General features: G+C 68.7%; 25 protein-coding genes and 1 pseudogene. 20 read left to right on the top strand and 6 right to left on the bottom strand.

All coding sequences use genetic code 11. The features are described from left to right. Window positions 1–89: 89 nt before the first annotated feature. The 4 genes and pseudogenes from AOM45_RS52745 to AOM45_RS10500 all read left to right on the top strand — a co-directional run. Window positions 90–446: pseudogene (locus AOM45_RS52745) on the top strand (PhoH family protein); the annotation flags it as partial. A gap of 5 nt (window positions 447–451) precedes the next feature. After that, window positions 452–1,012 carry an rRNA maturation RNase YbeY gene (gene ybeY / locus AOM45_RS10510; protein WP_030472093.1) on the top strand — a complete coding sequence of 187 codons (561 nt, stop codon included), beginning with the start codon at window positions 452–454 and terminating at the stop codon, window positions 1,010–1,012. A 5-nt stretch (window positions 1,013–1,017) separates the two neighbouring features. Further along, window positions 1,018–2,307, top strand: a complete 1,290-nt coding sequence (locus AOM45_RS10505; protein ID WP_035912998.1) for a hemolysin family protein — start codon at window positions 1,018–1,020, stop codon at window positions 2,305–2,307. Further along, the gene (locus AOM45_RS10500) at window positions 2,300–2,632 is read left to right on the top strand and encodes a cytidine deaminase-like protein (RefSeq protein ID WP_030472095.1); all 333 of its coding nucleotides are present in this window, start codon (window positions 2,300–2,302) and stop codon (window positions 2,630–2,632) included. Before AOM45_RS10505 ends, AOM45_RS10500 begins: the two co-directional genes overlap by 8 nt. Here AOM45_RS10500 and AOM45_RS10495 read toward each other — a convergent pair. Further along, window positions 2,629–3,063 carry an ester cyclase gene (locus AOM45_RS10495; RefSeq protein WP_030472096.1) on the bottom strand — a complete coding sequence of 145 codons (435 nt, stop codon included), beginning with the start codon at window positions 3,061–3,063 and terminating at the stop codon, window positions 2,629–2,631. The two genes, AOM45_RS10500 and AOM45_RS10495, sit on opposite strands and share 4 nt — an antisense overlap. 228 nt (window positions 3,064–3,291) lie before the next feature. On the opposite strand from AOM45_RS10495, the gene AOM45_RS10490 reads away from it, so the two are divergent. The 9 genes from AOM45_RS10490 (at window position 3,292) to AOM45_RS10450 (ending at window position 9,937) form a co-directional block, all read left to right on the top strand. Beyond that, window positions 3,292–4,236: a PLL family lectin gene (locus AOM45_RS10490; RefSeq protein ID WP_236703283.1), complete on the top strand. Its 945-nt coding sequence runs from the start codon at window positions 3,292–3,294 to the stop codon at window positions 4,234–4,236. Window positions 4,237–4,298: 62 nt separating this feature from the next. Beyond that, window positions 4,299–5,195: a GTPase Era gene (gene era, locus AOM45_RS10485; protein ID WP_030472098.1), complete on the top strand. Its 897-nt coding sequence runs from the start codon at window positions 4,299–4,301 to the stop codon at window positions 5,193–5,195. Then, the gene (gene recO / locus AOM45_RS10480; protein ID WP_030472099.1) at window positions 5,195–5,947 is read left to right on the top strand and encodes a DNA repair protein RecO; all 753 of its coding nucleotides are present in this window, start codon (window positions 5,195–5,197) and stop codon (window positions 5,945–5,947) included. The genes era and recO overlap by 1 nt, the downstream gene beginning before the upstream one ends. A 42-nt stretch (window positions 5,948–5,989) precedes the next feature. Continuing rightward, entirely contained in the window at window positions 5,990–6,808 is an 819-nt protein-coding gene (locus tag AOM45_RS10475) for an isoprenyl transferase (RefSeq protein ID WP_030472100.1), read from the top strand. After that, complete coding sequence (locus tag AOM45_RS10470) at window positions 6,805–7,203, top strand: YbjN domain-containing protein (protein WP_030472101.1); 399 nt, start codon at window positions 6,805–6,807, stop codon at window positions 7,201–7,203. Before AOM45_RS10475 ends, AOM45_RS10470 begins: the two co-directional genes overlap by 4 nt. Before the next feature lie 13 nt (window positions 7,204–7,216). Further along, window positions 7,217–7,657: a hypothetical protein gene (locus AOM45_RS52140; protein ID WP_063757157.1), complete on the top strand. Its 441-nt coding sequence runs from the start codon at window positions 7,217–7,219 to the stop codon at window positions 7,655–7,657. Beyond that, the gene (locus AOM45_RS10460; RefSeq protein ID WP_030472103.1) at window positions 7,654–8,664 is read left to right on the top strand and encodes a permease; all 1,011 of its coding nucleotides are present in this window, start codon (window positions 7,654–7,656) and stop codon (window positions 8,662–8,664) included. Before AOM45_RS52140 ends, AOM45_RS10460 begins: the two co-directional genes overlap by 4 nt. Continuing rightward, window positions 8,661–9,365 carry a TIGR03943 family putative permease subunit gene (locus AOM45_RS10455; RefSeq protein WP_030472104.1) on the top strand — a complete coding sequence of 235 codons (705 nt, stop codon included), beginning with the start codon at window positions 8,661–8,663 and terminating at the stop codon, window positions 9,363–9,365. Before AOM45_RS10460 ends, AOM45_RS10455 begins: the two co-directional genes overlap by 4 nt. Before the next feature lie 8 nt (window positions 9,366–9,373). After that, window positions 9,374–9,937 (top strand): hypothetical protein, encoded by a 564-nt coding sequence (locus AOM45_RS10450; protein WP_030472105.1) that lies wholly within the window; start codon window positions 9,374–9,376, stop codon window positions 9,935–9,937. Here the strand turns inward: AOM45_RS10450 and AOM45_RS10445 are convergent. Genes AOM45_RS10445 through AOM45_RS10435 form a run of 3 tightly spaced genes read right to left on the bottom strand, consistent with a single transcriptional unit; the run spans window position 9,924 to window position 10,962 of the window. Beyond that, the gene (locus tag AOM45_RS10445) at window positions 9,924–10,325 is read right to left on the bottom strand and encodes a Fur family transcriptional regulator (RefSeq protein WP_030472106.1); all 402 of its coding nucleotides are present in this window, start codon (window positions 10,323–10,325) and stop codon (window positions 9,924–9,926) included. The genes AOM45_RS10450 and AOM45_RS10445 overlap by 14 nt on opposite strands. Next, window positions 10,322–10,672 carry an ArsR/SmtB family transcription factor gene (locus AOM45_RS10440; protein WP_030472107.1) on the bottom strand — a complete coding sequence of 117 codons (351 nt, stop codon included), beginning with the start codon at window positions 10,670–10,672 and terminating at the stop codon, window positions 10,322–10,324. The genes AOM45_RS10445 and AOM45_RS10440 overlap by 4 nt, the downstream gene beginning before the upstream one ends. Window positions 10,673–10,683: 11 nt before the next feature. Further along, window positions 10,684–10,962 carry a hypothetical protein gene (locus tag AOM45_RS10435; RefSeq protein WP_051784458.1) on the bottom strand — a complete coding sequence of 93 codons (279 nt, stop codon included), beginning with the start codon at window positions 10,960–10,962 and terminating at the stop codon, window positions 10,684–10,686. Between AOM45_RS10435 and AOM45_RS53450 the strand changes: the two genes are divergently transcribed. Further along, window positions 10,923–11,357 carry an antibiotic biosynthesis monooxygenase gene (locus AOM45_RS53450; RefSeq protein WP_308202656.1) on the top strand — a complete coding sequence of 145 codons (435 nt, stop codon included), beginning with the start codon at window positions 10,923–10,925 and terminating at the stop codon, window positions 11,355–11,357. The two genes, AOM45_RS10435 and AOM45_RS53450, sit on opposite strands and share 40 nt — an antisense overlap. Here the strand turns inward: AOM45_RS53450 and AOM45_RS10425 are convergent. Next, window positions 11,338–12,015 carry a tetratricopeptide repeat protein gene (locus tag AOM45_RS10425; RefSeq protein ID WP_051784459.1) on the bottom strand — a complete coding sequence of 226 codons (678 nt, stop codon included), beginning with the start codon at window positions 12,013–12,015 and terminating at the stop codon, window positions 11,338–11,340. The genes AOM45_RS53450 and AOM45_RS10425 overlap by 20 nt on opposite strands. Window positions 12,016–12,108: 93 nt before the next feature. Here AOM45_RS10425 and AOM45_RS10420 point away from each other — a divergent pair, with 93 nt between their 5' ends. The 6 genes from AOM45_RS10420 (at window position 12,109) to AOM45_RS10395 (ending at window position 16,717) form a co-directional block, all read left to right on the top strand. After that, window positions 12,109–13,494 (top strand): glycine--tRNA ligase, encoded by a 1,386-nt coding sequence (locus AOM45_RS10420; RefSeq protein ID WP_030472111.1) that lies wholly within the window; start codon window positions 12,109–12,111, stop codon window positions 13,492–13,494. Between the two features lie 86 nt (window positions 13,495–13,580). Further along, complete coding sequence (locus tag AOM45_RS10415; protein WP_030472112.1) at window positions 13,581–14,273, top strand: YbaB/EbfC family nucleoid-associated protein; 693 nt, start codon at window positions 13,581–13,583, stop codon at window positions 14,271–14,273. Then, entirely contained in the window at window positions 14,270–14,590 is a 321-nt protein-coding gene (locus AOM45_RS10410; RefSeq protein ID WP_030472113.1) for a hypothetical protein, read from the top strand. The genes AOM45_RS10415 and AOM45_RS10410 overlap by 4 nt, the downstream gene beginning before the upstream one ends. Beyond that, window positions 14,587–15,354 (top strand): hypothetical protein, encoded by a 768-nt coding sequence (locus AOM45_RS10405; RefSeq protein ID WP_030472114.1) that lies wholly within the window; start codon window positions 14,587–14,589, stop codon window positions 15,352–15,354. Before AOM45_RS10410 ends, AOM45_RS10405 begins: the two co-directional genes overlap by 4 nt. After that, window positions 15,351–15,857: a hypothetical protein gene (locus AOM45_RS10400; RefSeq protein WP_030472115.1), complete on the top strand. Its 507-nt coding sequence runs from the start codon at window positions 15,351–15,353 to the stop codon at window positions 15,855–15,857. Before AOM45_RS10405 ends, AOM45_RS10400 begins: the two co-directional genes overlap by 4 nt. Window positions 15,858–15,892: 35 nt before the next feature. After that, window positions 15,893–16,717: a hypothetical protein gene (locus tag AOM45_RS10395; RefSeq protein WP_030472116.1), complete on the top strand. Its 825-nt coding sequence runs from the start codon at window positions 15,893–15,895 to the stop codon at window positions 16,715–16,717. Here AOM45_RS10395 and AOM45_RS10390 read toward each other — a convergent pair. Next, on the bottom strand, window positions 16,707–17,615 hold the full coding sequence (locus AOM45_RS10390; RefSeq protein ID WP_156094271.1) for a serine hydrolase: 909 nt from the start codon (window positions 17,613–17,615) through the stop codon (window positions 16,707–16,709). The genes AOM45_RS10395 and AOM45_RS10390 overlap by 11 nt on opposite strands. Window positions 17,616–17,630: the final 15 nt, after the last annotated feature.

Raw genomic sequence — 17,630 nt, 5'->3', positions numbered from 1 at the left:
AGCCCGCGGGCCGGACGGAGACGGTGTGCATCCAGGTGGCGGCGCAGGACTCCCTGTACGTCACCGAGGACTACCTGCTCACGCACAACACGCTCAACGACGCGTTCATCATCCTCGACGAGGCGCAGAACACCACGCCTGAGCAGATGAAGATGTTCCTCACCCGCCTGGGCTTCGGCTCCAAGATCGTCGTGACCGGTGACATCACCCAGGTCGACCTCCCCGGCGGCCAGCGCAGCGGTCTGAAGGTCGTCAAGGACATCCTCGAAGGTGTCGACGACGTGCACTTCTCGGTGCTGACCAGCCAGGACGTGGTGCGCCACCGCCTGGTCGGCGACATCGTCGACGCCTACGAGAAGTGGCAGGTCGAGCAGGAGGTCATCGACCAGAACGGGCGACACCCTGGACCCGGTGCACGCCGGGGGAACCAGCGCCGGGGACGATAGGCGCCGTGAGCATCGAGATCGCCAACGAGTCGGGTGTCGGAGTCGACGAGGGTTCCATCGTCTCCGCCGCCCGCTTCGCGCTGGACCGCATGGGTGTGAGCCCGCTGGCCGAGCTGTCCGTCCTGCTCGTCGAGCTGGACGTGATGGCCGACCTGCACGAGCGCTGGATGGACCTGCCGGGTCCCACGGACGTCATGGCCTTCCCCATGGACGAGCTGGACTCGGCGCGCCGGCCCGACGCCGCCGGGCTCGGTCCCGCGCTGCTCGGGGACATCGTGCTGTGCCCGGCGTTCGCCAAGGACCAGGCCAAGAAGGCGGGCCACGGCCTGCTGGACGAGCTGCACCTGCTGACCGTGCACGGCGTGCTGCACCTGCTCGGGTACGACCACGCCGAGCCCGCTGAGGAGCGTGAGATGTTCACGCTGCAGAACCGCATCCTCTCGGACTTCCGCAACGCGCGCGACGAGGCCGAACGGGCCGCGCTCCAGCGCAGCACGGACGACAAGGTGCTCGGCGCCGTCGGCCTGGACGAGCAGAAGCCTGCCCAGCATCCCGAAGAAGACTGACGCACATGAGCGAGAACCCAGCCAGTGTGATCGTGCTGGCCGTTCTGCTCGTGCTCGCTGCCGGCGTCTTCGCGTGTGTGGACGCCGCTCTCGGCACCGTGTCACGCGCACGGGTCGAGGCGCTGCAACGGCAGGGGCGTTGGGGCACCGGGCAGCTGCTGCAGGTCCTCAACGACCGTCCGCGGCACGTCAACCTGTTGCTGCTGCTGCGCCTGTTCTGCGAGCTGTCGGCGACGGTGCTCGTCACGGGCGTGTACCTGCAGTACGTGGACCAGGACTGGCTCGCCGTCCTGTACTCGTGCCTGAGCATGCTCGTCGTGTCGTACGTGCTCGTCGGCGTCGGACCGCGCACCATCGGCCGTCAGCACCCGTACGGCGTGAGCCTGCTGGCCGCGGGCATCGTGCGGCAGCTCGGCCGCGTCCTCGGGCCGCTCAGCAAGCTCCTGATCCTCATCGGTAACGCGATCACGCCCGGCAAGGGCTTCCGCGAGGGTCCGTTCAGCTCCGAGGTGGAGCTGCGCGAGCTGGTCGACATGGCGCAGGAACGCGGCGTCGTCGACGAGGGCGAGCGCGAGATGATCCACTCGGTGTTCGAGCTGGGCGACACGATCGCGCGCGAGATCATGGTGCCGCGCACCGAGATCGTGTGGATCGAGCAGGCCAAGTCGCTGCGGCAGGCGCTCGCGCTGTCGTTGCGCACCGGCTACACCCGCGTCCCGGTGATCGGCGAGAGCGTCGACGACGTGCTCGGCGTGGTGAACCTCAAGGACCTCATGCGGGCCACGCTCGCCGAGGGCGAGGACCCGAAGAGCGTCTCCGAGCTGATGCGTCCGACGAGCTTCATCCCGGACTCGAAGCCGATCGCGGACCTCCTGCGCGAGATGCAGGTGTCGCGCAAGCACATGGCGATCGTCGTCGACGAGTACGGCGGCACCGCGGGCCTGCTGACCATCGAGGACATCCTCGAGGAGATCGTCGGCGAGATCACCGACGAGTCCGACACCGACGACCGCCCGCCCGTCGAGCACCTGGAGGACGGTGCGGTGCGGGTCAGCGCGCGGTTGCCGGTCGACGACCTCGACGCGCTGTTCGGCACCGAGCTCGACGACCACGAGGTCGAGACCGTCGGCGGCCTGCTCGCGCAACGGCTCGGGCGCGTGCCGCTGCCCGGCACCGAGGCCGAGATCGCGGGCCTGCGCATGCGTGCGGAGGGCGGCAAGGACGAACGGGGCCGCATCCGCGTGACGACCGTGCTCGTGCGCCCTGTGCAGAAGGAGAGCGAAGAGGATGACTGATCTGAACCCCGAGGACGCCAAGCTCGTGACGCTCGCGCGGTCGGTCCGCGCGCGCAACGGTGCCGCGGAGGGCGCGGCCGTGCGCGACCTCGACGGGCGCACGTACAACGCGTCCACCGTCGCGTTGCCGTCGCTGAAGCTCACCGCGCTCCAGGCCGCCGTCGCCGCCGCGGTGTCGAGCGGCGCTGAGGGCCTGGAGGCGGCGGTCGTCGTCACCGAGGCTTCCGATGCGGACGCGGAGTCGCTGGCCGCCGTGCGCGACCTCACGTCGTCAGCTCCGGTGTTCCTCGCGGACGCCTCCGGAGAGCTCCGGAAACAGCTCTAGGCAGAGGCACCCATCAAGCCGAGCTGCATCATCATGCCCGCGGCGTCCGGGTGGGTGTGGAACTCGGTGATCTTGCCGTTCTCGCACTTCATGAAGTAGGTCCCGCGGCTGGTCACGGCCTTGCCGGTCGCGGGGATCTCCATCCCGCCCATCGCGAGCGTGCCGGTGTTGGTGCCGGTGAACTCGAGCTCGCAGGCCATCTGGTCGTCGGCACAGACCTGGTTGGTCGTGCGGATGTGCATGTCCGGGAACGCGGTGAACCAGGCCTGGGTGTAGGCGCGGGCCTGGTCTCGTGTGCGCATCGGCTCCGGTGTGGTGTCGTCGATCCAGACGAAGTCGTCCGCGAGCAGCTTCACGAAGCCGTCGGGGTCGTGGCGGTCCCACGCGCCGATGCCTTCGTCGTTCAGGCGCTCCAGCTCTTCTCTTGACATGTCGCACTCTCCTTGTGCGCGAGGTACGAATGGACGCGGGGGACGCGGCGGTCAGCCTGCGCCCGCCTCACCCGTCCGGACCAGTGCCGGAAGACCCCATGAAAGGCCCTATTCCGTGCGACCCAAAATGGGAAAGTGCGGAGTGATCTGAATGCGCGATTGACCGTGCGCGCAATTCGGTCCTAGGTTCGGTTGCGGGGAGAAATTCGCGACCAACCGAGGATGGTCATGAAAAAGCTCAGATCTGTTCTCGTCGTGCTGTCGTTGTTGTTCGCCGGTGTCGTCGCGGCGGCACCGGCTCAGGCCGAAGTACGGGCGGGAGCCACCACCGACCGCCTGACCGGCATGATCGTCGGCCACGAACGCGGTCTCACCACGCAGGCCTGGTCGGGCTGGGAGTCGTTGGGCGGCTACCTGATCTCGGCTCCGGCGGTCTCGTCGTGGGCGCCGGGCAGGCTCGACGTGTTCGCCGTCGGCCAGGACCACGCCCTGTGGCACAAGTGGTACGACGGCGGCTGGTCCGGCTGGGAGTCGCTCGGCGGCTATTTGACGTCCGCACCCGCAGCTGTTTCGTGGAGCAACGGAAGAATTGACGTTTTCGGCCGCGGCAGCGACAACGCGCTGTACCACAAATGGTTCCAGAACGGCTGGTCCGATTGGGAATCACTCGGCGGCTATCTGACGTCGGCTCCGGGTGCTTCGTCGTGGAGCGCCGGACGACTGGACGTGTTCGGGCGCGGCAGTGACAACGCGCTGTGGCACAAGTGGTTCCAGAACGGCTGGTCGGGCTGGGAGTCGCTGGGCGGCGTCCTGAGCACCTACCCGGCAGCCGTCTCGTGGGGTTCCGGACGCATCGACGTGTTCGCCGGCGGCACCGACTACGCGCTGTACCACCTGTGGTTCCAGAGCGGCTGGTCCGCGTGGGAATCGCTCGGCGGCACCGTCACCTCGGGGCCAGGCGCCTCGTCGTGGGCCTCCGGCCGGCTCGACATCTTCGTCCGCGGCACGGACAACGCGATGTACCACAAGTGGTTCCAGAGCGGCTGGTCCGGCTGGGAGTCGCTCGGTGGCGGGCTGATCAGCGGCCCAGCAGCGGTTTCGTGGTCGAACAACCGCATCGACACGTTCGTCGTCGGCACCGACAACGCGCTCTACCACAAGTGGTGGGCGTGATCGGCTAGCAGATTTCGGGACCGGCGACAACCTCGTCGCCGGTCCCAGGGACAATGGACTTCATGGATGGTTACCGCTCCGGGTTCGCGTGTTTCGTCGGACGCCCGAACGCAGGGAAGTCGACGCTGACGAACGCGCTGGTGGGCACGAAGGTCGCCATCACGTCGAACAAGCCGCAGACCACCCGCCACACGATCCGCGGCATCGTGCACCGCACCGACGGCCAGCTCGTGCTGGTCGACACGCCCGGTCTGCACCGGCCGCGCACGCTGCTCGGCCAGCGGCTCAACGACCTGGTGCGCGAGACGTGGTCGGAGGTCGACGTCGTCGGCTTCTGCGTGCCCGCCGACCAGAAGGTCGGTCCCGGCGACAAGTTCATCGCCGCCGAGCTCGAGAAGGTCGCCAAGCGCACGCCCGTGGTCGGCATCGTCACCAAGACCGACCTGGTGTCGCAGCAGCAGGTGATGGAGCAGCTGCTCGCGCTGCAGAAGGTCATGGAGTTCGCCGAGATCATCCCGGTCTCCGCGGTCGACGGCTTCCAGGTCGACAAGCTGAGCGACCTGCTGCTGCAGAAGCTGCCGGAAGGCCCGCAGCTGTTCCCGGACGGCGACCTGACCGACGAGCCGGAGCAGACGCTGGTCGCCGAGCTGATCCGCGAGGCCGCGCTCGAAGGCGTGCGCGACGAGCTGCCGCACTCCATCGCCGTGGTGGTGGAGGAGATGCTTCCGCGCGAGGGTCGCGACGACCTGATGGACATCCACGCGTTCGTGTTCGTCGAACGGCCGTCGCAGAAGGCGATCATCCTGGGCCACCGGGGTGAGCGGCTCAAGCAGGTCGGCATGACGGCCCGCAAGCAGATCGAGGCGCTGCTGGGCACCCGCGTGTACCTGGACCTGCACATCAAGATCGCCAAGGACTGGCAGCGCGATCCGAAACAGTTGCGCCGCCTGGGGTTCTGATGGCGAACCTGTACCGCGACACCGGAATCGTGCTGCGCGTGCAGAAGCTCGGTGAAGCGGACCGGATCATCACCTTCCTGACGCAGCGGCACGGGAAGTTGCGAGCCGTCGCGAAGGGCGTGCGCCGCACGTCGTCGAAGTTCGGCGCGCGGCTGGAGCCGTTCTGCCACGTCGACGTGCAGTTCCACCCCGGCCGGTCGCTCGACATCATCACGCAGGTGCAGACGCTGGACGCGTTCGGCGTCGGCATCGTCAACGACTACCAGCGCTACACGGCCGCGTGCGCGATCCTCGAGACCGCCGACCGCCTCACGGCCGAAGAGGGCGAACCTGTCGTACGGCTCTATCTGCTCGTCACGGGTGCCCTGCGCGCGTTGGCCGCAGCAGAACGTGACCCGTCGCTGCTGCTGGACGCGTTCCTCATGCGTGCCATGGCATTCGCCGGCTGGGCGCCCGCGGTGAACGAGTGCGCCAAGTGCGGCACCCCCGGCCCGCACCGCGCGTTCAGCGTCCAGGCCGGTGGCACGTGCTGCCCGAACTGCCGCCCGCCCGGCTCCGCGTCGCCGTCGGCGGACACGCTGACGCTGCTCTCGGCGCTGCTGCACGGCCAGTGGGGCGTGGTCGACGAGATCCCGCACCTGGCCCGCCGGGACGCGAGTGGCCTGGTCGCGGCACACCTGCAGTGGCACCTCGAACGGCAGCTGCGATCGTTGCCCTTGGTCGAACGCAAGGCCAAGCTGGACGACGGCTAATCTGGCGGCCACCCGATCGCTGCCGAAAGGATGCCGAGCCTCATGCTGCGTCGCCGCCGCTCCGAACGCGAGAAGCGCGTCCCGCGCCCGCCGGAGCCGCACCCCTCAGGCGCGACGCCACCGGCGATCCCCGCCGAGTTCGTGCCGAAGCACATCGCGATCGTCATGGACGGCAACGGCCGCTGGGCCAACCAGCGCGGACTGTCGCGGGTCGAGGGCCACAAGCGCGGCGAGCAGGTCGTCGTCGAGGTCGCCAAGGGCGCCATCGAGATGGGCGTGAAGTGGCTGTCGCTGTACGCCTTCTCCACCGAGAACTGGCGCCGCAGCCCCGAAGAGGTCCGGTTCCTCATGGGCTTCTCCCGCGACGTCATCCACCACCGCACCGACGAGCTCGACGAGCTGGGCGTCCGCGTGCGGTGGGCGGGCCGCCGGCCGCGGTTGTGGCGCAGCGTCATCAAGGAGCTGGAGATCGCGGAGGAGCGCACCCGCGACAACGACAAGCTCAACCTCGCGATGTGCATCAACTACGGCGGCCGCGCCGAGATCGGTGACGCCGCCCGCGAGATCGCCCGTCTCGCCGCCGCCGGGCAGCTCAACCCGGACAAGGTCGACGAGAAGACCATCGCGCGCTACCTCTACCAGCCCGAGATGCCGGACGTGGACCTGTTCATCCGGCCGTCCGGCGAGCAGCGCACCTCGAACTTCATGCTCTGGCAGTCCGCGTACGCCGAGCTGGTGTTCCAGGACATCCTGTGGCCGGACTTCGACCGCCGCGACATGTGGCGCGCCGTCGAGAAGTTCGCCGAGCGCGACCGCCGCTTCGGTGGTGCGATCGACAAGCCCGATTCGGAGGTGTCGTGAACGCGAGCGGTGAGGCTCTCGAGGCCGCGCGCAAGGCGCTGGAGCTGTTCCACGACGTCGCCGTGGACGACGACGGCGCCCTGAGCTTCCGCCACGGCGACGTGCCGTGCGCGGTGCAGGGCATGGAGCTGTCCGAGGGCCTGACCGTGCTCTCGCTGACGTGCGTGGTCGCGTGGGACCTGCCGGGCGAGGCGGCGGTGTGGGTAGCCGAACGCGCCGGTCAGGGCCTGTTCGGCACGCTCGGTGTGATCGCGTCCGAACGGGGCACGGACGTCATGCTGCGGTACGCGTTCCCGGCGGACGGCCTCAAGCCGGAACCGCTGAGCACGTTGCTCATGCTGGTCGTGTCGACCGCCTCGCAGGTGCGCGGCGAGCTCCTCTCCCGCTTTTCCTAGAAAGGACCCCTCGATGGGTGGCGTGATCATTTACGAGCCGGAAGAGGACTCGGACGTCAACGAGTTCCCGTGGACCGTCACGTTCGAGCCGTCCGGCGGCGACGACTGGGACTCGTTCATCTGCGGCCCGTACGAGCGTGACCACGCCGTCGCGCTCGCCGAGGCCGTGGCTCTGGACGACGCCGAGGGCGGTGTGCTGGCCATCGTGAAGCCGATGCTGCCCGCGCTGTCGGCCGAGGACGTCTCGGCCACGATCGAGGAGCTGCGCGAGGCCGCCCTCGAAGAGGACGACGAGGAGGAGACGGTCAACGGCACGCCCGTCGACTTCGACGACGAGGAAGACCTCGAAGAAGAAGAGGCCGAGTTCGCCGAGCCGCCATCGCCCGAGGAGATCCGCGAAGGCATGGCCCGCACCTACCGTCGTCTGCTCGACCTGGACGCGGACGCGGAATGACGATCACCGGCGAGATCCGGTCGTCGAAGCGGCGCTCAGGCCCGCCTCGTCTGAAGATCACGTCGTTGGAGGTGCTGTGCGGGATCCTCGTTCTCGCACTGCTCTTCCAGTCCAGGCTCGTCGACCTGCTCGACGTGCCGAAGCTGCGCACCGCGTCGACCGTGTTCGTGGCGATCTGCGTGCAGGCCATGCCGTTCCTGGTGCTGGGCGTGCTGATCTCCGGCGCGATCGCGGCGTTCGTGCCGGCGTCGGCCCTGCGCCGGTTGCTGCCCTCGAAAACCGCCCTGGCCGTGCCCGTGGCAGGCGTCGCGGGCGTGGCCCTGCCGGGCTGCGAGTGCGCTTCGGTGCCCGTGGCGCGGCGGCTGATGCAGCAGGGCGTCGCGCCGGCGGTGGCGCTGACGTTCCTGCTGGCGGCGCCCGCGGTGAACCCGATCGTGCTGGTCGCGACGGCGGTGGCGTTCAACGACACCCCGATGATGGTCGTCGCGCGGTTCGTGGGGTCGTTGCTGACGGCGATGGTCATGGGCTGGCTGTGGGTGCGCTTCGGCAAGATGGAGTGGATCGCCGAACGTGCGCTGGCACGCCTCGGTGACCACTCCGGCACGTCCAAGTGGGCCGTGTTCGCCGAGAGCGCGCGCCACGACCTCGTGGACGCCGGCGGGTTCCTGGTGCTGGGCGGGTTGTTCGCGGCGGCGTTCAAGACGTTCGTGCCGGTCGCGTGGATGCAGACCCTCGGCGGCCAGATCGTGCTGGGCGTGATCGTGATGGCGTTCCTGGCCGTGATCCTGGCGCTGTGCTCGGAGGCCGACGCGTTCGTGGCGGTGGCGTTCTCCGCGCTGCCGTTGCTGCCGCGACTGGTCTTCCTGGTCGTCGGCCCCGCCGTCGACGTGAAGCTGATCGCGTTGCAGGCGGGTGCGTTCGGCAAGTCCTTCGCGTTCCGCTTCGCACCGGCTACCTTCGTGGTGGCGATCTTGTGCGCAGTCGTGACAGGAGTGGTGCTGCTGTGAGGCGGGAAACCCAGAACATCCTGCTGGTCCTGCTCGGCGGCGCGCTGCTGAAGATCAGCTTCTCCGGCCTCTACCTCAGGTACGTCCAGAAGGGCCTGCTGCCGCTGCTGATCGCGGCCGGCGTGATCATGATCGGGCTGGCGCTGTTCGCGATCATCCGCGACATCCGGCGCGGCAGGGCAGCCGACGAGCACGACCACGAGCACTCGCACTCGTCGCGCTCGACCTGGCTGATGCTGCTGCCGGTGATGGCGGTGTTCCTGATCTCGCCCCCCGCACTGGGCGGCGACGTCGTGAGCTCGGCCGCCGACACGAACCAGACGCAGCGGTCCCGCAACCTGCTGGGCGAACTGCCGTCCGGCGACGTCATCCCGTTGTCCATGACGGAGTTCGTCACGCGCACGGCGTGGGACGAGTCCGGCACGCTGGACAACCGGCGCGTTCGCCTGACGGGGTTCCTCACGCGCGCGGAGGGCTCCACGTACGTGGCGAGGCTCGCGATCTCGTGCTGCGCCGCCGACGCACGGCCGTTGAAGGTCAAGCTGGCCGGAGACGTGCCGTCGCTGCCGGACGAGCAGTGGGTGGAGCTCAGCGGGCAGGTCGTGCCGAAGTCGGCGAACGAGAAGAACTCGTGGGTGCCGAGCTTCACGGTGGAGTCGTTCAACGCGGTGGCCGAACCGGCTGAGCCCTACGAGTCCTAGGAACCCCGATGCGCCACGGCGGCATGAGCTTCGGGCCGCGTGACGACTCCGGGTTCTTCGAGATCTTCGAGACGGGGTACCGGAACGCGGGCATCCACCCGGCGTGGATCCACGCGTTCCGGGAGAATCCGAACTGGGACTTCAGCTTCCACTCGGAGTCGCAGCGTCGCACGTGGCAGGACGCGGTCGACCAGTACGTGCGGGACCACCCCGACACGCGTCCGCCGGATCACCCGGACGAACTGGTGAAGTGGCGTGCGCACCAACTGCTCCAGCCGCTGCGAATGGCGGAGGCTGTCGACGACCCGGACGTGGTCGAGTGGATGCGGCAGCCGGAGGAGAATCACCGCAACCGCGGTCTCGCTCGCTTCCTCCTCGACACGAGAGAGGAACTGCTCACCGAGTTCCGGACCCACGACCCGTTGCGGCGCGGTGCCCTCGCGCTGGCGGAGCGCTGGGGAGGTCCGGAACTGGTGCGGGAGGTCGAGGACTGCCTGGACGTGGATGCCCCGGCCGGCCTTCCCGCACTGACCGTCATCGCCGTCGCGCGGTTGCGGGTCAAGCCTGCTTGAGCTTCGCCGCGCACTCCGCACACGTGCCGAAGATCTCGACGGTGTGGCTGACCTCGGAGAACCCGTTCTCCGCCGCGACACGGTCCGCCCACTTCTCGACGGCAGGGCCCTCCACCTCGACCGTGCGGCCGCAGTGACGGCACACGAGGTGATGGTGGTGGTGGGCCGAGCAACGGCGGTAGATCGCCTCGCCCGAGTCGGTGCGCAGGACGTCGACCTGGCCCGCGTCCGCGAGGGACTGCAGGGTCCGGTAGACCGTCGTCAGGCCGATGCCCTCGCCGCGGCGGCGAAGTTCTTCGTGCAGTTCCTGGGCGCTGCGGAAGTCGTCCAGCTGGTCGAGCAGGTTCGACACCGCCGTGCGCTGCTTGGTGGACCTCAGTCCGGTCACAACTTCTCCTCGACGTGCGTCACAGCGTCCACGACGATGTGCGCCAAGTGTTCGTCTACCAGTCGGTACACGACCTCACGGCCATGTCGTTCGCCGTGCACCACGCCCGCGGACTTCAGCACGCGCAGGTGCTGGCTGATCAGCGGCTGGGCCACCCCGAGCGCCTCGACCAGTTCGTGCACGCAGCGGTCGTGTTCGCGCAGCTGCAGCACGATGGCGATGCGGACGGGGGCGGCGAGTGCGCGCAGCAGATCGCCGGCCTCGGCGAGGGTGCGGGCGGAGCGGGGTGGCGCGGGCGCGGGGGCCTCACGTTCGGGGGAGTGCTCGCCGTGCAGTTGAGCAGTCATGGCGGCGCACCTCACCTGGTAGGGATTTTCACAACCAATTCTACGGTGATGATGACCAGTACCAGCAGTACCACCACGCGCAACGTGCGTTGAGCTGGGGAAAGCACCTTCCACGTTGCCGCCAGGAGCACTCCCGCGCCGATGATCAGCACGCCGAGCAGCGCCGCACCGACGGCGCCGCCGACTAAGACGCCCGTGATGAACAGACCGAGCACGAGCACGAACGCCACGACGGGGCGTACGCGCGCGAGTGGGCCGTCACCGGGCAGGAGAGGGCGCTTGGAGGTCACCGTGCCATCCTTGCACCGTGCTGCTGGTGTGCCGTTTCCGCGTATCCGACCCTGAGACGTTTACTGCCAGGGTCAAGCGGGCGTTAGAGCTTCTAACTGCCCAGAAGGGGTGTCACAAGGGCACGCTGGCGCGGTCCACCGACGAGGACGACAGGTGGGTGCTGACGGTCGAGTTCGAGTCAGTGGTGGCCTACCGGCGCGCGATGTCGCCGTTCCCCGTGCGCGAACACGTCATCCCGTTGCTGTCCGAGGCGCTGACCGACGAGCCCGCGATGTACGAGCCCACGTTGACCAGCGCCGGCGGCGAGGTCGAGGAGCACACGAGCCTGCTCGCCGAGGACGCGTTCACCGTGCGGCTCGGCGAGGCGGCCGGGCCTACGAACCCGCGGCGATAGCTTCCATCTCCTTGACCCACTCCTCGTGCGAGTCGTGGGGGAGGAGCTCGAGAGCCTTGCGCGCGGCCTCCGCGGCGTCCTCGGTGCGGCCCAGGGCGTGCAGCGTCTTGGCCTTGCCGCTCTCCGCGTAGGCCTCCGGCGTCTTCTCGAACGCCTCCAGCGCCTCGTCGAAGCGCCCGTTCTCGAAGTAGAACCAGCCGAGGTTGTTGTGCAGCGGGCCGAGCCAGCGGCTGAGCTCGGGGTTCGCCTCGACCAGTTCGAGGCCCTGCTTCGTCCACTTCTCCGGGTCGTCGACCAGCGACGCCATGTGCGCGGCGTCGACGGCGAGCGACAGGTCACCGCGGGTCTTGGCCAGGATGAACGCCGCCACGAACAACGGCTGGGCGGCCTCGGGATCGCCGCCGGAGCGGTGCAGCCTGCCGCGTTCGAGCAACACCCGCACCCGGCCGGTCGAGTCCGGCGCGACGAGCGTCTCCGCCTCGTCGACCAGGGCGTGACCAGCGGTGAAGTCGTCCCGCAGGCCCTCGACGCGGGCGAGCTGGGTCAGCACCTCCGCGCGCTCGTCGTCGGTCTCGACGTTGTTCAGGAACGCGCGGAACCTTGCCTCGGTGCCGTCCAGGTCCGCGAAGTCCCACAGCTCTCTCAGCCGGTCTTCCATTCGTGCAGGGTAAGGCTCCGGTCGCCCGTTCGGGGCGCAACGTGACGGGCTAGGCTTGGGCCCCCGATTCTCATTCCCCCGATGGAGTTCCCCTTGCCCGCCGATCGCATCGAAACCGTTGTCAGCCTCTGCAAGCGCAGGGGATTCGTCTACCCGTGCGGGGAGATCTACGGCGGTACCCGCTCGGCGTGGGACTACGGACCTCTCGGCGTGGAGCTCAAGGACAACATCAAGCGCCAGTGGTGGAACTTCATGGTCCGCGGCCGCGAGGACGTCGTGGGCCTGGACTCGTCGGTCATCCTGCCGCGTGACGTGTGGGTCGCCTCCGGTCACGTCGAGGCGTTCGTCGACCCGCTCGTCGAGTGCGAGTCGTGCCACAAGCGGTTCCGCGCGGACACGCTGTCGGAGGAGTACGCCGAGCGCACCGGCAAGGAGGTCGCGGAGGGCGACGTCTCGGACGTGCCGTGCCCGAACTGCGGCACGCGCGGCAAGTACACCGAGCCGAAGATGTTCAACGGCCTGCTCAAGACGCACCTCGGTCCGATCGAGACCGAGGAGGGCCTGCACTACCTGCGCCCGGAGACCGCGCAGGGCATCTTCACGAACTTCCTGAACGTGCAGACGACGTCGCGCAAGAAGCCGCCGTTCGGCATCGGTCAGATCGGCAAGTCGTTCCGCAACGAGATCACGCCGGGCAACTTCATCTTCCGCACCCGCGAGTTCGAGCAGATGGAGATGGAGTTCTTCGTCGAGCCGGGCACGGACGAAGAGTGGCACCAGTACTGGATCGACGAGCGCACCCGCTGGTACACCGACCTGGGCATCTCCAAGGAGAACCTGCGGCACTACGAGCACCCGAAGGAAAAGCTGTCGCACTACTCGAAGCGGACGGTCGACGTCGAGTACCGCTTCCAGTTCGGCGGCCAGGAGTGGGGTGAGCTCGAGGGCATCGCGAACCGCACGGACTTCGACCTCACCACGCACTCGAACCACTCGGGCGTCGACCTGTCGTACTTCGACCAGGCCACGAACTCGCGCTTCCGGCCGTTCGTCATCGAGCCGGCAGCCGGTGTCGGCCGCCCGATGATGGCGTTCCTGCTCGAGGCCTACACCGAGGACGAGGCACCGAACGCCAAGGGCGGCGTGGACAAGCGCGTCGTGCTGAAGCTCGACCGCCGCCTGGCCCCGGTGAAGGTCGCCGTGCTGCCGCTGTCGCGCAACGCCGACCTCTCGCCGAAGGCCCGCGACCTCGCGACCGCGTTGCGCCGCAACTGGAACGTCGACTTCGACGACGCCGGCGCCATCGGTCGCCGCTACCGCCGTCAGGACGAGATCGGCACGCCGTTCTGCGTGACGGTCGACTTCGACACGCTCACCGACCTCGCCGTGACGGTGCGGGAGCGCGACACGATGTCGCAGGAGCGGGTGGCGATGGACCAGCTGGAGTCGTACCTGGCGGCTCGCCTGATCGGCTGCTAAGTACGCCGTCGGTTGCTCTGTTCGGCCGTATTCTCGCTACGGTGTCACCAAGCGGAGTCGTTTGGTGACATGTCGTAGGGGGCGTCTTGAACGAAGACAACCGCAGGTGGGGGTTCGAGGAAGCAGAGGACTGGGAGTACGACGCGGGCAGGCGGACCACGCCGCCCGCGGCCCAGCAAGAGGACACCGACGAGTGCGTCGGCACCGACGCGAGCGGCGCGGTGTCGGTGGTCGTCGAGCTCGACGGCCGGGTGCGGGAGGTCCGGCTCGCCGAGCGGTGGCGTGACAGCCTCGACCAGCGTGCCCTGGACGCGGCCGTGCTCAGCGCGGCGAACAACGCGACCATGCAGGCGTTGTCGCGCTCGGTGGAGGCGCAGGGGGATCTGACCGCCGCCGAGCCGGTCCCGGTGCGCGGCCAGGTCGACGAGACGCCGTTCACGAGCGAAGACGCGATGCGCCTGTTCGACGCCGTGAACGCCGAACTCGCCGCGTTCACCGGTGGCCTCGACCAGACGGTGAACGCACCCGTGCAGGCCGAGAGCCGCGGCGGGCACGTTCGCGGCACCGCGCAGTTCGGGAAGGTCGTCCGCTTCGAGATCGACGACCGGTGGGTTTACACCGCGCCCAACCCCGAGATCGAAAGCGAACTCGCCGAGGTGCTGCGCGCGTTGCACGACCGCGGCACACCCGCGCCCCAGCCGGGAGGGCCCGCCATCGCGGAGCTCCAGGCACTGGCGAGCGATCCGGCGAGGCTGCTGCGGAAGGTGGGGCTGGCATGAGTGACCTGAAAGTCGCGCTGGAGGCCATGCGGGCGGACGCGGGCCTGTGGTCGGCCGCCGCCGACAACGTGCAGGGTCCGCAGAGCGCCGTCAGCGGACTGACGCTGACCGGCCACGACGTGTCCATGTGGGCGGTCGACCGCGGACTGGACCGCACGTACGAGAACGGCCGCGTGGTGCTCGAAGACCTGCTGCGCCAGGCGATGCAGGCGTTCCACGGCCTCGGCGACAGTCTGCGCGCGGCCGCGGACACCTACGAGCGCGAGGAAGACGCGAACCTGCACGAGATGAACCGGCTCACGGGGGAGATCAGGTGACCAATCCGCTGGTGGTGCAGGCCAAGGAGAAGGTCGACGACGTCGACCGCAACCTCAAGCGGTTCTTCGACGTCGTGAACAGCACGCTGAGCTGGGTACCGGCCCCGCTGCAGTGGGTCATCGACAAGGTCGAGGAAGGCATGCGGTGGCTCAACCAGAAGATCGTCGAGTTCTGGGAACGGGTGAACCAGCTCTTCGAGCAGCCTGGTGACTCGGACCGGCTGCGGCAGGTCGGCACCGGGTGGGTCGAGCAGGTCGGCAACAAGCTCGGTGACATCGCGGGCACGATCACGCTCGACAAGATGCGCACGAACGTCGAGTGGGAGGGCAGGGCCGCTCGCGCCTACTCGGCGACGGTGCCACCGCAGTCGCAGGGACTGAACTCGGTCAAGGACGTCGCGAACCAGATGCGCGCGTCGCTGAACAGCCTCGCGAACTCGATCGACGCGTTCTGGATCGCCATGGGCGTCGCGCTGGCGACCTTCGTCGTGGCGGCGGTCGGCGCGATCGCGGCGGCCTGCACGGTCGTCGGCACGCCCGCCGCCGTTGCCGCCATCGCCGGCGGGCTGGCCGCCGCGATCGGCATCATCGGCGCCACGATCATGGCGCTGGAGTCGCACACCAACACGATCGAGACCGAGCAGAACGCGATCATGCAGAAGATCCACGACATCGGTCGCGAGTGGACGATGCCCAACGTCGGTGACATGAGCGACGCCAGCGTCACCGACGGCGACGGGTCGGACTGGAAGGTCGACAATTGATCATCGTCGGCCAGGGGCCGCAGCCGCACTGGGTGTGGGTCTCCGCGGCCCGCGTCGAGCGGATCAGGACGCGGCTGGCGTTGACCGGACTGCCTCTCATCGGGATGGCGCTGGTGTTCGGGGTCGTGCTCGTCGCGGTCGGCCTGAACTTGCCGTCTTCAGACAACCCGATCAACGTGATCGGAGTGATGACGGCTGGCATTGGCGCGTTCTGGGGCGTGCTGTCCGGGCTGAGCCTCGCCACTGCCCGTTCCCGCGCACGGGGTGAGTTCGTCGACGTCAACGGGGCCCGCCTGGTTCGCCGCCTGCTCGGGGTGTGGTGGGGCGGTGCGATCTTCTGCGCGTTGGTTGCCGGGTTCGCCGAAGTGATGGCGCTGAATGCCAAGACGCGGCCGGTGCCGTTCACGGTGGGGTCGGCGGTGTACCTCGCACTGCTGGTCGTGCTCGTGGTCCTGGGCGGGGTCGCGTTCTTCACCGCGCGCCGGGTGCTGCGGGTGGCCTGAAGCAACATTCTGGGCTGTTTCCGCGTGTAGAAGGCATGAAGGGGATCCGGGGGCGCGGCTTCGTGCTGGCCGCGGTGGGGGCGGCGCTCGTCGTCTGGGTGGTGGTCTTCGCGGCGCTGGCTGAGGTCGGGAACCCGCAGGTGCTCGTGGGCACGGCCGTGAGCGCCGGGCTGGTGTGCCTGTGCCCGTTGGCGGCCGGTCTCGTGGCGACGCGGATCACCGGCGCCGAATCGGCTGCTCGGGTGCGGCACGTGTTCGTGGTGCTCGAAGGTGTCGGGCTGGTGGTGTTCTTCCCGTTCTACTGGTTCACGTTCGGCATCGAGCCCGCGGGTAGGCTGGGCCACTTCCTGCTGGGGGTCGTGCTGGCGCTCGTGGTTCCGGTGGCCGCCGCGCTGCTGCTCACCACGTGGGCCACGCGCACCGTGCACAGGATCGCTGTGCCTGAGACCGTGCCGGACTCCGGTGCCGGTGCGCCGGCCCAGCGGATCAGGGTTCTCGGCACCGTGCTCGTCGTGGCGGGTGTCGCGTTGTCGATCGGTGTGACGGCGGTGGCGTGCACGGTGCCGTCGTACTGGCTGTTCCTCGAGATCCCCGGTCTGCTGATGACGCTCACGCCGGTGCTGCTCGGGACGGTCCTGATGCGGGTGAAGGACGTGCATTCGGCGCGAAGGCGCAACGTCGGCTCGTACTTCGTCGCGCTGATCGCCGGAGGGTTCGCCGTGGCCAAAGTCGGCTCCGTCGGTGCGGCACCGGGGATGTTGTTCGGTGCGCTGACCTTCGGGGCCGTCGTGCTCGTGGTGGTCGCGCTCCTCGTGGTGCGGGAGTACACCGCCGACTGGAAGCCGGCCTTCAGCCGTTGACGCCCATCTTGGTCAGGAGGGCCTTGGTCACGGCGTTGATCGACTGCCTGGCGGTGGTCCAGGAGCCGCTCGGGTTCGTGGTGAGCACGGCGACGGCGTAGCGGTCGTCGAGGACACCCGCGCTGTGCAGGTAGACGTCGCTGGGCAGGTAGTACATCCAGCCCTGCTTGGCGTAGAAGCCGCTGACGCCGAGCAGGCCGAACGCCTGGTCGAAGCCGTCGGCCGCGGTGTCGGGGGCGGACGACAGCGCCGCCACGATCGTGTCCCGCTCCGGTGAGCCGAGGATGTACTGGTAGAGCCGGACCATGTCGTTCGCGGTGATGACGACCTCTCCCCACTGCGACGGGTCGTCCGGGGCGTGAGTGCCGGTGAGGCCCGCTTCGGCGGCGACCCGGCCGATGGCGTCCATGCCGTCGAACCTCGTCCACAGCACGTCCATGGCGTCGTCGTCGCTGACGCTCAACGCGCGGTGGATCAGGTCGAGGTCGTCATCGGACACCGGCTGCTGCAACGCGTCGACGGCGAGGATCAGCTTCGACAGCGACGCCGAGTAGAACGGCTGGTCGCCCTGCTGCGAGACGACCTGGCCGGTCTCCAGGTCCATCACCGCGACGCCGACGTCGGAGTTGCCGCCCGCCGCGGCGATATCCGATATATCAGCCGCTGACACATCGGATACTGCCGACGGCTCACCGGTCACCGACATATCAGGACTGGTATGCGATATATCGCCTTCAGGGGCGTCCGCGGCTGCGTCATCGGTGGGGTCGCCCGTATCCAATACATCGGGTCCACGCGATATATCAGCCGCCGACGACTTCGCGTGCGCGTTGCACGGCGAGGCGTCCGGGACCACGAAAACGGCTGCCGTGAGGAGGAGGATCAGAGCCCAGCGCACACTTTCAAGGTCCTT

Source organism: Lentzea aerocolonigenes (genome assembly GCF_000974445.1).
In the GTDB taxonomy this organism is placed as follows: domain Bacteria; phylum Actinomycetota; class Actinomycetes; order Mycobacteriales; family Pseudonocardiaceae; genus Lentzea; species Lentzea aerocolonigenes.
The sequence above is the reverse complement of the archived record's forward strand: the minus strand, read 5'-3'. Positions and strand labels throughout refer to the sequence as shown.

Bases quoted from the DNA above. Each gene is read 5' to 3' on its own strand.
- AOM45_RS52140 (WP_063757157.1), top strand. From the start codon at position 7,217: ATGGGTGGCGTGATCATTTACGAGCCGGAAGAGGACTCGGACGTCAAC.
- AOM45_RS10460 (WP_030472103.1), top strand. From the start codon at position 7,654: ATGACGATCACCGGCGAGATCCGGTCGTCGAAGCGGCGCTCAGGCCCG.
- AOM45_RS10410 (WP_030472113.1), top strand. From the start codon at position 14,270: ATGAGTGACCTGAAAGTCGCGCTGGAGGCCATGCGGGCGGACGCGGGC.
- AOM45_RS10505 (WP_035912998.1), top strand. From the start codon at position 1,018: ATGAGCGAGAACCCAGCCAGTGTGATCGTGCTGGCCGTTCTGCTCGTG.
- AOM45_RS10395 (WP_030472116.1), top strand. From the start codon at position 15,893: ATGAAGGGGATCCGGGGGCGCGGCTTCGTGCTGGCCGCGGTGGGGGCG.
- AOM45_RS10475 (WP_030472100.1), top strand. From the start codon at position 5,990: ATGCTGCGTCGCCGCCGCTCCGAACGCGAGAAGCGCGTCCCGCGCCCG.
- AOM45_RS10440 (WP_030472107.1), bottom strand. From the start codon at position 10,672: ATGACTGCTCAACTGCACGGCGAGCACTCCCCCGAACGTGAGGCCCCC.
- AOM45_RS10495 (WP_030472096.1), bottom strand. From the start codon at position 3,063: ATGTCAAGAGAAGAGCTGGAGCGCCTGAACGACGAAGGCATCGGCGCG.
- AOM45_RS10425 (WP_051784459.1), bottom strand. From the start codon at position 12,015: ATGGAAGACCGGCTGAGAGAGCTGTGGGACTTCGCGGACCTGGACGGC.
- AOM45_RS10490 (WP_236703283.1), top strand. From the start codon at position 3,292: ATGAAAAAGCTCAGATCTGTTCTCGTCGTGCTGTCGTTGTTGTTCGCC.
- AOM45_RS10450 (WP_030472105.1), top strand. From the start codon at position 9,374: ATGCGCCACGGCGGCATGAGCTTCGGGCCGCGTGACGACTCCGGGTTC.
- AOM45_RS10500 (WP_030472095.1), top strand. From the start codon at position 2,300: ATGACTGATCTGAACCCCGAGGACGCCAAGCTCGTGACGCTCGCGCGG.
- era (WP_030472098.1), top strand. From the start codon at position 4,299: ATGGATGGTTACCGCTCCGGGTTCGCGTGTTTCGTCGGACGCCCGAAC.
- recO (WP_030472099.1), top strand. From the start codon at position 5,195: ATGGCGAACCTGTACCGCGACACCGGAATCGTGCTGCGCGTGCAGAAG.